Origin of the sequence: Pusillimonas sp., assembly GCF_029263785.1 — a bacterium.
Classification (GTDB): domain Bacteria; phylum Pseudomonadota; class Gammaproteobacteria; order Burkholderiales; family Burkholderiaceae_B; genus Pusillimonas.
Window position 1 is genome coordinate 1 of the sequence record NZ_JAJUFE010000018.1, and the last position, 13,312, is coordinate 13,312.

At 58.9% G+C, this 13,312-nt stretch carries 12 protein-coding genes; 1 reads left to right on the plus strand and 11 read right to left on the minus strand.

Features of this window, described 5'->3' with window-relative positions; genetic code table 11:
* From Q1J88_RS06650 to tkt, 8 genes are all read right to left on the minus strand, one after another.
* Nucleotides 1-684: ATP-grasp domain-containing protein (locus Q1J88_RS06650; protein WP_301116807.1), on the minus strand; the 684-nt coding region annotated here is incomplete at its 3' end.
* 45 nt (nucleotides 685-729) lie between these two features.
* Complete coding sequence (gene purE, locus Q1J88_RS06655; RefSeq protein WP_301116809.1) at nucleotides 730-1,266, minus strand: 5-(carboxyamino)imidazole ribonucleotide mutase; 537 nt, start codon at nucleotides 1,264-1,266, stop codon at nucleotides 730-732.
* A 48-nt stretch (nucleotides 1,267-1,314) separates the two neighbouring features.
* Nucleotides 1,315-2,193, minus strand: a complete 879-nt coding sequence (locus Q1J88_RS06660) for a phosphoribosylaminoimidazolesuccinocarboxamide synthase (RefSeq protein WP_301116810.1) — start codon at nucleotides 2,191-2,193, stop codon at nucleotides 1,315-1,317.
* Nucleotides 2,194-3,258, minus strand: a complete 1,065-nt coding sequence (fba, locus tag Q1J88_RS06665; RefSeq protein ID WP_301116812.1) for a class II fructose-bisphosphate aldolase — start codon at nucleotides 3,256-3,258, stop codon at nucleotides 2,194-2,196.
* A gap of 156 nt (nucleotides 3,259-3,414) precedes the next feature.
* The gene (gene mog / locus Q1J88_RS06670; RefSeq protein ID WP_301116813.1) at nucleotides 3,415-4,047 is read right to left on the minus strand and encodes a molybdopterin adenylyltransferase; all 633 of its coding nucleotides are present in this window, start codon (nucleotides 4,045-4,047) and stop codon (nucleotides 3,415-3,417) included.
* A 24-nt stretch (nucleotides 4,048-4,071) separates the two neighbouring features.
* Nucleotides 4,072-5,268, minus strand: coding sequence for a phosphoglycerate kinase (locus tag Q1J88_RS06675; protein ID WP_301116814.1), 1,197 nt, complete (start codon nucleotides 5,266-5,268; stop codon nucleotides 4,072-4,074).
* Between the two features lie 66 nt (nucleotides 5,269-5,334).
* Nucleotides 5,335-6,348 carry a type I glyceraldehyde-3-phosphate dehydrogenase gene (gap, locus tag Q1J88_RS06680; RefSeq protein WP_301116815.1) on the minus strand — a complete coding sequence of 338 codons (1,014 nt, stop codon included), beginning with the start codon at nucleotides 6,346-6,348 and terminating at the stop codon, nucleotides 5,335-5,337.
* Nucleotides 6,349-6,363: 15 nt separating this feature from the next.
* A complete protein-coding gene (gene tkt, locus Q1J88_RS06685; RefSeq protein WP_301116816.1) occupies nucleotides 6,364-8,409 on the minus strand; it encodes a transketolase in 2,046 nt (681 codons plus the stop codon).
* Nucleotides 8,410-8,543: 134 nt separating this feature from the next.
* On the opposite strand from tkt, the gene Q1J88_RS06690 reads away from it, so the two are divergent.
* Complete coding sequence (locus Q1J88_RS06690) at nucleotides 8,544-9,272, plus strand: 16S rRNA (uracil(1498)-N(3))-methyltransferase (protein WP_301116817.1); 729 nt, start codon at nucleotides 8,544-8,546, stop codon at nucleotides 9,270-9,272.
* 19 nt (nucleotides 9,273-9,291) lie between these two features.
* On the opposite strand, the gene Q1J88_RS06695 is transcribed toward Q1J88_RS06690, so the two are convergent.
* From Q1J88_RS06695 to Q1J88_RS06705, 3 genes are read right to left on the minus strand one after another with little or no spacing between them, the layout of a single operon-like run.
* Nucleotides 9,292-9,759, minus strand: coding sequence for a barstar family protein (locus Q1J88_RS06695; protein ID WP_301116819.1), 468 nt, complete (start codon nucleotides 9,757-9,759; stop codon nucleotides 9,292-9,294).
* Nucleotides 9,756-10,988: a patatin-like phospholipase family protein gene (locus Q1J88_RS06700; RefSeq protein ID WP_301116820.1), complete on the minus strand. Its 1,233-nt coding sequence runs from the start codon at nucleotides 10,986-10,988 to the stop codon at nucleotides 9,756-9,758. Before Q1J88_RS06700 ends, Q1J88_RS06695 begins: the two co-directional genes overlap by 4 nt.
* Nucleotides 10,963-13,257 (minus strand): NADP-dependent malic enzyme, encoded by a 2,295-nt coding sequence (locus Q1J88_RS06705; protein ID WP_301116821.1) that lies wholly within the window; start codon nucleotides 13,255-13,257, stop codon nucleotides 10,963-10,965. The genes Q1J88_RS06700 and Q1J88_RS06705 overlap by 26 nt, the downstream gene beginning before the upstream one ends.
* Nucleotides 13,258-13,312 lie beyond the last annotated feature (55 nt).

The following is a 13,312-nucleotide window of genomic DNA, read 5'->3' on the forward strand; positions in this document are numbered from 1 at the left end:
ATCGACCAACGATACAGCAAGAATGCCGTCGCGATGTTCGTTCGTCGACGGACGATACGCCACTGCGTTCCCTTTGACGTCGCGCGCCACAACCACGGACACTTCGGATACCAATGGCACGAATGCCTCGAGCACACACGGTACTCCACCCATCGATTTCCAGGCTGCACGTGCTTGCTCAAGGGAGCTTACGCGAGCCTGTCCCTTGCCGTCGTATCCCATGCGGGCCGATTTCAGAATACCCGGAAACAGGTTTACGGGCAGCTGATCAAGGTCTTGCTCAACGCGGATCGCGGCATGAGGAGCAACCGGGACACCGGCTTCGGCCAGAAACGCTTTTTCACTGATACGGTCTTGGGCAATGGCGACACAACGGGGATCAGGAGACACCCGGACACGTTGCTGGAGCTGCGCCAGGCTTTGCGCCGGCACGTTCTCGAACTCGGTGGTGACCGCCGCGCATAAATCGGCCAGGCGCTCAAGAGCCTGCGCATCGTCGTAGGCCGCCTGTATGTGCAGGTCGGCCACCACACCTGCCGGGCATTGCGCAGCCGGATCCAGTACGGCGACCTTAAAACCCATGCTCTGGGCCGCATGACAAAACATGCGCCCAAGCTGGCCGCCACCCAACATTCCAAGCCAGTTGCCAGGTGCGATCACATGCGTGTCGGAAGTTTCTTTCATGTTGTGGTGCCCTGCGCCGGTCAGGGCGAAACAATAGTAAATCGATCAGCCTGCGGTACCGTCAGAGCTGGTGGGGAGGGCCATGGCACGTGCCGCCTCGGTCTGGCGCGCGCGAAATGCTTCAAGCTTCTGGCGCAGTGCGGGTTCGGTGACGGCCAGGCACGCGATGGCATGCAGGGCCGCATTCGCCGCACCGGCCTCGCCAATGGCGAACGTGGCCACCGGCACACCCTTGGGCATCTGCACGATGGAAAGCAGGGAATCTTCACCGCGCAGATAGCGCGAAGGTACCGGCACACCGTATACGGGAACAGAAGTTAGCGCAGCCATCATTCCGGGCAAGTGTGCCGCACCACCCGCGCCGGCAATAATTCCGCGCAAGCCCCTGGCAGCCGCCTCTTCGCCATAGCGTGCCATATCGGCAGGCATCCTGTGCGCCGAAATTACGCGTTTTTCGTGCGCCACACCAAACTCTTCGAGAATGGCCACCGCATGCTTCATGACGTCCCAATCACTGGACGAACCCATGATGACGCCGATCAACGGAGACTCATCAGACAGACTGCCGGAGGAAGTGTTCATAAGGATGACGGGCAATAATGCCCGCAAGGCGGGCGATATGTGACGGGATCAGGAAACAAGGCGGGTCACCGCCTCACGATATTTGGCCGCGGTCTTTTCGATGACCTCGGCCGGCAGACGAGGGGCCGGCGCCGTTTTGTCCCAGGGCTGTGTTTCAAGCCAGTCACGCACAAACTGCTTGTCAAAAGAAGGAGGACTGCTTCCTTCGGCGTACTGGTCGGCCGGCCAGAAGCGTGAAGAATCAGGTGTCAGGACCTCGTCCATCAGATGCAATGTGCCCGACGAATCGAGTCCGAACTCGAATTTGGTATCGGCAATGATGATGCCTTTTTCAGCCGCATAGGCCGCTGCTTCGCCATACAGTCGCAGGGTGACGTTTCGGATGTGCTCGGCCATGTCTTGCCCGACCTCGGCTACGACATGCGCGAAATCAACGTTTTCGTCGTGTGCCCCCACCTCGGCCTTGGCAGCCGGAGTAAAAATTGGCTCGGGAAGCTTGCTGGCCAGGCGCAGACCGGCCGGCAAGTTGATACCGCACACCGCAGCTGTGGCCTGATAATCTTTCCAGCCCGAACCGATCAGGTAGCCGCGGGCAACCGCCTCGACCATGACAGGCTTGAGCCGCTTGACCACCATGGCGCGACCCGCGACCTGATCGCGTTCTTGAGCAGTTACCACGTCTTCGGGCGCAATTCCCGTTGAATGATTGGGAACGACATGAGCAAGCTTCTTCAGCCAGAACTCGGTGAGCTCGGTCAGAACCTGACCCTTGCCGGGAATGGGATCGTCAAGAATGACGTCAAAGGCCGAAATGCGGTCGGAGGCGACGATAAGCAGCTTGTCGTCGCCTACGGCATACATATCGCGCACCTTGCCACGCGCCAATAAGGGCAGCGACTTGATCTGCGACTGATGCAGGGCGGTCATTTACTGCACCACCTGAGCCAGCTCGCCGGCGGCATAGCGACGCGCCATTTCGTCGAGCGGAATCGGCTTGATCTTGCTGGCATTGCCGGCAGTGCCAAATTGCTGGTAGCGCTCGAGACAGATCTTCTTGGCAGCAAGACGTGCGGGCTTGAGGTATTCGCGTGGGTCGAACTTGGACGGGTTCTCGGCCATGAAACGACGGATGGCGCCGGTCATAGCCAAGCGGATGTCGGTATCGATATTGATCTTGCGCACACCGAACTTGATCGCTTCCTGGATTTCTTCAACAGGTACGCCGTACGTTTCTTTCATGTCGCCGCCAAACTGACGGATTTCCGCCAGCAGGTCTTGCGGTACGCTTGAGCTGCCATGCATGACCAGATGCGTGTTGGGCAGGCGGGCGTGAATTTCCTTGATGCGCGATATCGAAAGGATATCGCCGGTAGGCTTGCGCGAGAACTTGTATGCCCCGTGGCTGGTACCGATGGCGATGGCCAGGGCGTCGAGCTGGGTCTGACGCACGAAGTCAGCGGCCTGCTCGGGATCGGTCAGCAGCTGATCCATTGTCATGGTGCCTTCTGCGCCGTGGCCGTCTTCCTTGTCACCCGTCATGGTCTCGAGCGACCCCAGGCAGCCGAGTTCGCCTTCGACGGTGATGCCCAGCTTGTGCGCCATCTGCACTACCTGTTTGGTGACATCGACGTTGTACTCGTATTCGGCGATGGTTTTGCCGTCTTCCTTGAGGGAGCCGTCCATCATGACACTGGTAAAGCCCAGATCAATGGCACCTTTGCAAACCGCCGGGGATTGGCCGTGGTCCTGGTGCATGACGACCGGAAGATGCGGATAGCTGTCGACCGCCGCCTGGATGAGATGCTTGAGGAAACCTTCGCCGGCATATTTGCGGGCGCCGGCCGAGGCCTGCATGATGACCGGGCTGTCAGTTTCGTGTGCGGCCTCCATGATGGCCTGGACCTGCTCCAGGTTGTTGACGTTGAATGCCGGAATGCCATAACCGTTCTCGGCGGCATGATCAAGCAACTGGCGCATGGAAACTAGGGCCATGACAAGACCTCCAAATCAAAAGAATAAAGGGGATGACTGCAATTTTACCCGAACGGGACGTGTCGCATTCCCATGCAAACGCCCTACAAGGCTTTCAAAACCGTGCCTACCGGCCTGTGAACATTTCAAGCGACCATCGGGTCGCCGCGTGCGGGATCAGGATCGTGCCGTGCGTACGGCTGACTTCGGCCGGAAAGCCTTCACCACGTGTTCGTTCGTCTCGATATACGGCCCGCCGATCAGGTCGATGCAATAAGGCACCGCTGCGAAAATGCCAGGCACCACCTGGTTTCCATCGCTGTCCTTGAGGCCCTCAAGGGTTTCCTTGATGGCCTTGGGCTGACCCGGCAGATTGATGATCAAGGCAGCGTGGTCGTCGGTTTCACGAATCACCGCCACTTGCCGTGAAAGAATCGCCGTCGGCACAAATCGCAAGCTGATCTGACGCATCTGTTCGCCAAACCCAGGCATGGGCTTGGTGGCGACGTCCAGCGTGGCCTCCGGCGTAACATCGCGCCGGGCCGGACCGGTGCCGCCCGTTGTCAGCACCAGGTCGCAGCCGACGTCATCTACAAGCTCTGTCAAGGTACGGGCAATGGTCGAGCGATCATCTGCAATCAGACGGGTCGCATACTGACAGGTGCCTACCAAGGCCCCGTCCAGCCAGGACTGCAGCGAAGGTATGCCCTGGTCCTCATAGGTACCGCTGGAGGCGCGATCGGATACTGACACCAGGCCAACCAGCAGATCATCAGGATTGCGGCGGATCAGCCGAACATTCGTGGACATGGAGGTTCTCCTGCTAAAGCACGCTTATTTTGTTGCGCGTTGCTGAAGGATATCGACCGCGGGCAGGGTCCTGCCTTCGAGGAACTCGAGGAAAGCGCCACCGCCCGTCGAGATATAACCCACTTTGTCTGCGATACCGTACTTGGCGATAGCGGCCAGGGTGTCGCCCCCGCCGGCTATCGAGAAGGCGTCGGACTCGGCAATGGCATTGGCAATGGCCTCTGTGCCACCCGAAAAGGCGTCAAACTCGAACACGCCAACCGGCCCGTTCCAGACAATGGTTCCGGCCTGACGCAATTTGGCTGCCAACAGGGCCGCTGTCTCGGGTCCGATATCCAGGATCAGATCATCTTCAGCCACTTCGCCTGCAGGCTTCACCTCAGCCTGCGCATCGGCTGCAAACGATTTGGCACACACCACATCGACAGGGATGGGTACGTCTGCACCGCGTTCCTTCATGATTTCTATCACTTCGCGCGCCTGGGGCACCTGCTCGGGCTCGGCCAGCGATTTGCCTATGGCCAACCCTTGGGCAAGCATGAAGGTATTGGCGATGCCTCCACCGACGATGAGCTGGTCAACCTTGTCTGCCAACGAACGCAGAATGGACAGCTTGGTGGACACCTTGGAACCGGCAACGATCGCGACCATGGGGCGCTTGGGGTTGCTGAGCGCACGTCCGAGGGCATCGAGTTCGGCCTCGAGCAAAGGGCCGGCGCAAGCGATGGGGGCAAACCTGGCAATGCCATGAGTCGTCGCTTCGGCACGATGTGCAGTGCCGAAAGCATCGTTTACATACACATCACACAGCTTGGCCATCTTGCGCGAAAGCGCTTCGTCGTTCTTCTTTTCGCCGACGTTGCACCGGCAATTCTCGAGCAATACCACCTGGCCCGGATCGACCTGGACACCGTCGACCCAGTTTTGCACCAGTTCCACCTGCTGCCCCATGAGGGAAGTCAGACGGGCAGCGACAGGCGCCAATGTGTCGGCAGCGGCCACAGTACCTTCCGTGGGGCGTCCAAGGTGCGACGTCACCATCACCGCTGCACCGGCGTCCAGCGCCATGCGTATGGCCGGAACCGAGGCACGGATACGCGTATCTTCAGAGATTTCGCCGGCGTCGTTGAACGGAACGTTGAGGTCGGAACGAATGAGGACGCGCTTGCCGGAAAGTGCGTCAGTCTTGGCCAGGGCCGATAAAGTATTGATCGCAGACATGGTTTTTATGAGTGTGAATATCAAAGGGCGGGATCACGCCCGCCCTTGTTGCACTGTAGCGTCCGATTACTTGGCCGTCATCAGGGCGACGGTCGTGTCGAGCATGCGATTGGAGAAGCCCCACTCGTTGTCGTACCACGAACCCACCTTGACAAGATTGCCCGAAACCTTGGTGAGGCCCTCGTCTACCGTGCTCGACGCTGTCGAGTGATTGAAGTCGACCGAAACCAGCGGCTCGTCGGTGTAATCGAGAATGCCCTTGAGCGGACCTTCGGCTGCAGCGGCCTTGAGAATGCTGTTGACTTCTTCGACCGTTGTTTCACGGGCTGCGACGAAGGAAAGGTCAACCAGAGACACGTTGATCGTCGGAACACGAATGGCGTAGCCGTCGAGCTTGCCATTGAGTTCTGGCAACACCAGACCGACAGCCGACGCAGCACCAGTCTTGGTGGGGATCATGCTGGAGGTAGCCGAGCGGGCCCGACGCAGATCGCTGTGATAGACATCGGTCAGCACCTGGTCGTTGGTGTAGGCGTGAATGGTGGTCATCAGGCCTGTTACCACGCCAAGCTTCTGGTGCAAAGGCTGAACCAGCGGAGCCAGGCAGTTGGTCGTGCACGAAGCGTTGGAGATGACGGTGTCGCTGGCCTTGAGAACGTCGTGATTGACACCGTAAACAATGGTAGCGTCGACATCCTTGCCGCCGGGCGCCGAGATGATCACCTTCTTGGCACCGCCTTGAATATGGGCGCTGGCTTTTTCTTTGCTGGTAAAGAAGCCAGTGCATTCAAGCACGACGTCTACCTTGAGCTCGCCCCACGGCAGTTCGGCCGGATTGCGATTGGCCAGCACGCGGATGCGATCACCGTTGACGATCATGTAGTCGCCGTCGACCTCGACCGTTCCGGGGAATCGCCCATGAGCCGTATCGTAACGGGTCAGGTGGGCGTTCGTCTTGGGATCGCCCAAGTCGTTGATGGCCACGATTTCAATGTCGTGCTTCTTACCGTCTTCGTAGTGGGCGCGCAGAATATTGCGGCCAATACGTCCATATCCGTTGATCGCGACGCGAATCGCCATGGTTACTCTCCTGTTTTACAAAATTTGCTCGACGGCTGCCGCGACACGCTCAACGGTCAGACCGAAATGTTTGAACAAGACTCCTGCAGGGGCGGACTCGCCGTAGGTATCCAGCCCCACGACTGCGCCTTCCAGACCCACATATTTGTACCAGCCCGCCGTAACCCCCGCTTCGACTGCAACACGTGGCAAGCCCTTGGGAAGAACCGACTCGCGCCATTGCGCATCCTGCTGGTCAAAAAGCTCGGTGCACGGCATGGAAACCACGCGAACCGGTATGCCCCGTGCTGCCAATTGCTCTTGTGCACCAAGAGCCAAGGAAACTTCGGACCCTGTCGCGATAATGACCGCCCTGGCATTGTCCGCGTCACGCAAAACGTATCCGCCTCGAGCAATGGCTTCAATGGTGTCGGCGCTACGCTCGACAAAGGGAAGGTTCTGACGCGACAGCAACAAAGCGCTTGGCCCGCCGTCATGCACGGACATGCCCAGGCTGGCGGGCCGTTGCAGGGCTTGTTGCCAAGCCACGGCTGTTTCGGTGGTGTCGCAAGGCCGCCATACATGAAGGTTGGGGATCAGCCGCAAGCTGCTCGCATGCTCAACGGATTGGTGCGTCGGGCCGTCTTCGCCCAGACCGATGGAGTCGTGCGTGAACACGTGCACCACGCGCTGCTTCATGAGCGCGGCCATGCGCACTGCATTACGTGAATAATCCGAGAAGGTAAGGAAGGTGCCGCCGAACGGCAGGTAGCCGCCATGAAGGGCAATGCCGTTCATCACAGCAGCCATGCCAAATTCGCGGACGCCATAATTGATGTGGCGGCCAAACTGCAGGCCTTCGGCCGTTGCGCGTACCGGTGCAACGCCCTTCCAGTCGGTGAAGTTCGAACCGGTCAGGTCGGCAGAGCCACCCAGCATCTCGGGCAGTATCTCGGCAAATGCGGTGATGGCGAACTGCGAAGCCTTGCGACTGGCGACGGTCTCGGCCTTTTCAGCGGTAGCCTGCACGAACTCGCGCGCCTTCTGGGCAAAGTCAGCGGGAAGTTCCCCTTTCATGCGACGCGTCAGTTCAGCTGCTTCCGAAGGATAGGCCTGGCTGTATGCATCGAACGCAGTTTGCCATTCCTTCTGCCAAAGCTCGCCCTTGATGCGAGCGTTCCAGCGTTGATACACATGGTCAGGAATGACGAAGGGCTCGTGCGGCCAATTAAGTGCTTCGCGTGTAGCAACGATTTCGTCGGCGCCAAGAGGCGCACCATGGACTTTTTCGCTGCCGGCCATGGTGGGCGAACCCTTGCCGATGATGGTGCGACAGCATATAAGCGTGGGGCCCTTGCCGGCCTCAGCCCAGGTCTTGGCCTGGACGATGGCCTGGTCAACATCGGCAACATTGTGGCCATCTACATTACGCACCACGTTCCAGCCGTAACTTTCGAAACGACCGGGGGTATCGTCACCAAACCAATGTTCGACCTTGCCGTCAATTGAAATGCCGTTGTCGTCGTAAAAGACAATCAGCTTGGAAAGCTTTAGCGTGCCGGCCAGCGAGCAGGCTTCGTGCGAGATGCCTTCCATGAGGCAGCCATCACCCACGAAGGCGTACGTGTAATGGTCGACAATCTTGTGACCTTCACGGTTGAATTCCTTGGCGAGCAAGGCCTCGGCCAGTGCCATGCCCACGGCATTGGCCAGGCCCTGGCCAAGCGGGCCGGTAGTGGTTTCAACCCCCGCGGTAATACCGACTTCGGGGTGACCAGGCGTACGCGAATGCAGCTGACGGAAATTTCGAAGCTCATCGATCGGAAGATCGTATCCGGTCAAATGAAGCAGTGCATAGATCAGCATTGAGCCGTGCCCATTCGAAAGCACGAAGCGATCACGATCGAACCAGGCAGGATCTGCAGGGTTATGGCGCAAGTGACGTGTCCAAAGCGCTTCGGCGATGTCGGCCATGCCCATGGGCGCGCCCGGATGACCGGAATTGGCTTGTTGGACAGCATCCATCGACAGCGCACGGATGGCATTGGCCAAGGTGGAATCTTGGGCGGGGGATGGGCTCATGGGGTAATCTCGAGGTATTCTCTGGCCGGCTGGCAACCACGCACGGTCGCGGTCCGGCAAAAGCATCACAAAGCCATCAATTTTACCACCCCCGCCCGGTCAAGACTTTCCGTGGCACCGATGAACAAGAATCCATGGCCGCTCCACGCTTCTTCTGCCCTGTCCCGATACAAGAACATAAAATCCTGACTCTGCCGCCGGAGCTGACGCATTACGCACTACGCGTGCTGCGCCTGAAAGACGGCGCTTCCATCATTCTTTTTGACGGCAGCGGCGGACACTACGACGCAGTACTTCACATCGACGGAAAAACGGCCAGTGCCGTGGTGGGCGCTCATCATCCTGTCGAGGCAGAACTGCCAGGCCAGATTACGCTGATCCAGGGTCTGCCGTCCGGCGACAAGATGGACTGGATTATCGAGAAGGCAGTCGAGCTGGGCGCGCAGCGCCTGATTCCCGTCGCAGCGCAGCGCAGCGTGGTGCAGCTTTCTCCCGAGCGACGGGCGAAACGCCTGGGGCACTGGCAGCGTATTGCCCAATCCGCCAGCGAACAATGCGGGCGCAATCGCATCCTGCGGCTTTCCGAACCCGTGTCTTTGGAAGCCTGCTTGAGCGACAACGACGACCTGGGGACAGTATTGTTGTGCCATCCTGACGCGGATCAGAACCTTGCCCAGGCCCTGGACGGCAGTTCAAGCGTCTCCCTGCTGATTGGCCCGGAAGGAGGCTGGTCTCCTGAGGAACAAAAAACGGCCCTGCGTCATGGCGCAAGGCCGTTACGTTTTGGCGACCGCGTGTTAAGGACAGAGACCGCCGGTTTGGCACTGATTGCCGCCATCAGTGCGCTGCAAGGCTGGGTATAAGATTCACCCAGCCTCGAGGCTATTCTTCACGTACTCCAGAATACGGCGTGGGCGACACGCCAGGCTCGGGGTCGGGATGTTTACCCGCATGCACGACAGCATACGAAAAACTGCGGTCATTGTTCTTGGCAAACTCGACCACGTCGTCACAAACAGCCAGGATTGCCTTGGCATCGTCGGTGAGGGCCGGATCACCCGAGTGCAGGTTATCAAACCACAGGAACAGCCCGATCTTCTGGTCGAGTACCGTGTCGCAGAGACAGTCGTACAGGGCATCGAGATTGCCGCCGAAGAACTCGGGAAAATCGACGGCCTTGACGACAGCCCGAAGCACCGCGGAACGACTGCGTGCTCGATCGCAATCCACCACGAAGGCACCCAGGCCCAAAGCCTGGGCCCGTTGGACGGCGTCCTCTTTGGATGTGGCCGAGGCATCGACCTGGCCGCCCTTTTGAAGTTTCTTTTGCCACGCCTGCGCTTGGGTCATAACGGCGACTCCTTGAAAAACGCTTTAACTTCTTCGATACGCTCCATGCTGTCAGCTCTACCCAGGCGAATAAGCTCGCGGATATATCCCGGCTCGAACAGCAAGTAGGATACCAGCGCGCCACCTGTTGTGGCCCCGGAACCAGACGATACACCGAGTACCCGAAAAAGTGTACGTACTGCGCGTGGCATTTGGTGCAAAAACTCCATGGCGATTTTATCCAGTCGCTGGCTGGGGGTTATGGTCAGTGCACTGACTGTCCGTAACGGCAGGGATTGCCCCGACTCCGGCGGGATGAGTGCCAACAGGTCATTGATGCGCTCCAGCCGTTCAACGTCCATGGACAGGCCGTCAAGAAAAATGCTCGATAATATTTGTCCTCCCACCTGTGCAAGGGGCGGATATTGGGAGTCTACGCGACGTTCTTCAGCGTGCGTATCGTCTCGGTGCCCTGTGCCAATAACCAACACTCGCTTGGCGCCAAGATGAATGGCGGGGCTCAAGGGCGCCAGTTGCCGCATGGATCCGTCCCCACACCATTCAGTTTTGCCATTGACCAGAATGGCTTGTGCGGGAAATACGAAAGGTATGGCACTTGACGCCATCAGATGCTCGACACCGAGCGGGCCGGGCACAGCGCGACGCAGGCTGCGTGTCCACGGTTCAATGACATGGCGTGCGTTATAGAACGTCAAATGTTCGCCGCTGACAAAAGCCGCAGCGGTAATGGCTATTGCCAGCAGATTTCCCTGATCGAGATTGTCGTTGAGACGATCAAAGTCCAGGGTCTCATGAAGCAGCTCAGCCAGCGGGCTATTGTCAAGCAAGGAACTGGGTCGCCTGCCGCGCAGATCCGGCCACAGCCAGCCCAATGCCAGCATGCTCAGCCACCGCCACCCGGTGCTCAACAGCGACAGTGCGTCGCTGCGATAAATGCTTTCGGTTCGAAGCGATTCCCATAGCAGGACGAGCCTGTCTACCGCCAGATGACAATCATTGGCGCGGCAAGCCAGCGCCGCCGCGTTGATGGCGCCGGCCGAGGTGCCGCTGAGAATGGGAAAGGGATTGCGAAACTTTGGAGAACGATCCGGATCGATGATGTCCAGTATGCCCGACAAGACTCCGACCTGGTAGGCGGCGCGTGCGCCGCCCCCCATCAACACGAGTCCTACCGGAGCACCACCGGAGCCTCCATGCATTGCATCACGTCGAACGCGGTTGATTCGCATCCAGCACGGTAAGCGCCGCCATGTTGACGATGCGTCGTACGGTGGAGCTGGATGTCAGGATGTGTATGGGTGCATTGACGCCCAACAGGAACGGACCCACGGCAATGTTTCCACCGGCAGCCGTCTTGAGCAGGTTGTACGCGATATTGCCGGCGTCGACGTTGGGGCAGATCAGCAGATTGGCCGCACCCTTCAACGTACTGGATGGCAGAATGCGCAAACGCAAGGCCTCGTCCAGGGCGCAGTCTCCATGCATCTCGCCGTCGATCTCAAGCGTGGGATCACGTTGCTGAACCAGCGCTAGCGCATCGCGCATCTTGGTGCCGGAGGCCGAACTGCCGGTGCCGAAGTTGGAACGCGACAGCAAGGCGACCTTGGGTTCCATATTGAGGCGACGCATTTCAGCGGCCGCCGCCAGCGTGATTTCGGCAATCTGTTCGGTGGTAGGATTGTCATTGACGTGGGTGTCCGCCAACGCAATCGTGCGCTCGGCCAGCAGCAGAATGTTCATGGCGGCATAGGTGTTGGCACCGGGGGCCTTGCCAATCACTTCGTCGATGAAGCGCAGGTGATCCGCATACGATCCGACCGTGCCGCACACCATGCCGTCGGCATCGCCCAGATGGATCATCATGGCGCCGATCAGTGTCAGGCGTCGGCGCATCTCGACGCGAGCCATTTCCTTGGTAATGCCATGGCGGCAACGCATCTCCCAGTAGGTTGTCCAATACTGATGAAAGCGTTCGTCATACTCGGGGTTGGTAACCTCAACGTCAACGCCCAGCTTGAGCCGCAGGCCGAATTTCTTGATGCGGGACTCGAGCACGGCAGGCCGTCCGATCAGGATGGGCTTGGCCAGTTTTTCGTCGACGACGATCTGTACCGCTCGCAATACGCGCTCTTCTTCGCCTTCACTGAACACGATGCGCGCCTTGCCGCCGTCTCGTACCATGCTCTTGGCAGTCGAAAACAAGGGACGCATGAAGGATCCGGAGCGATACATGAACTGCTGGAGTTCATCGGCGTAGGTATCGAAGTCGGCGATGGGGCGCGTCGCCACGCCGTCTTCCATGGCGGCGCGCGCAACCGCCGGCGCAATACGCATGATCAGGCGCGTATCAAAAGGCTTGGGAATAAGATAGTCGCGCCCGAACGAAACGTTGTAAGTGCCATAGGCTGCCGCCACGGCGTCGTTTTGTTCTTCCTGGGCAAGCTTGGAAATGGCTTCGACAGCGGCCTTTTCCATGCCGCGTGTAATCGTCGTGGCACCGACATCAAGTGCGCCCCGAAAAATATAGGGAAAGCAAAGTACGTTATTGACCTGATTGGGGTAGTCGGACCGCCCGGTTGCCATCACCACGTCGTCGCGTACCGAGTGGGCGATTTCGGGAAGGATTTCGGGTTCGGGATTGGCCAGCGCCAGAATAATCGGCTTTGCAGCCATCTGCGCCACCATTTCGGGCTTGAGCACTCCCCCTGCCGACAGGCCCAGGAACACATCGGCGCCCGGGATGATTTCGGCCAATGTACGGGCCTGGGTGTCTTGGGCGAACCGCTCTTTGGCCGGATCCATCAATACCGTGCGACCCTTGTACACGACGCCTTCAATATCGGACACCCAGATGTTCTCGAGAGGCAGACCCAGGTCGACCAGCAGATCAAGACAGGCCAAGGCGGCTGCACCGGCTCCGGACACCACCAGCTTGACCTCTTTGATGTCCTTTTCGACAACCTGCAATGCACTGGTAAAAGCCGCGGCTACGCAAATGGCAGTACCGTGCTGGTCATCGTGAAACACCGGAATCTTCATGCGCTCGCGCAATTTGCGTTCAACAATAAAGCACTCCGGAGCCTTGATGTCTTCGAGGTTGATGCCACCAAAGGTAGGCTCGAGCCCCGCGATGATCTCAACCAGCTTGTCCGGATCCGACTCATTGATTTCAATATCAAATACGTCGATACCGGCAAATTTCTGGAACAGGACAGCCTTGCCTTCCATTACCGGCTTGGACGCCAGCGGGCCAATGTTGCCCAGTCCAAGGACAGCCGTGCCGTTGGTGATGACGCCTACCAGATTGCCGCGCCCGGTGTAACGATAGGCGTTGAAAGGATCGATCACGATTTCTTCGCATGCGGCTGCCACGCCAGGCGAATAGGCCAGTGCCAGATCCCGCTGGTTGGAGAGCTGCTTGGTGGGCGTGACCGAGACTTTTCCCGGACGGCCTTGCTCGTGATACTCGAGCGCCGCTTTGCGAAAGTTTTCTTCCATGATGATCGACTCAGACAAGACGAGATAATTTAGAGACGCCCATTCTATCCCTTAG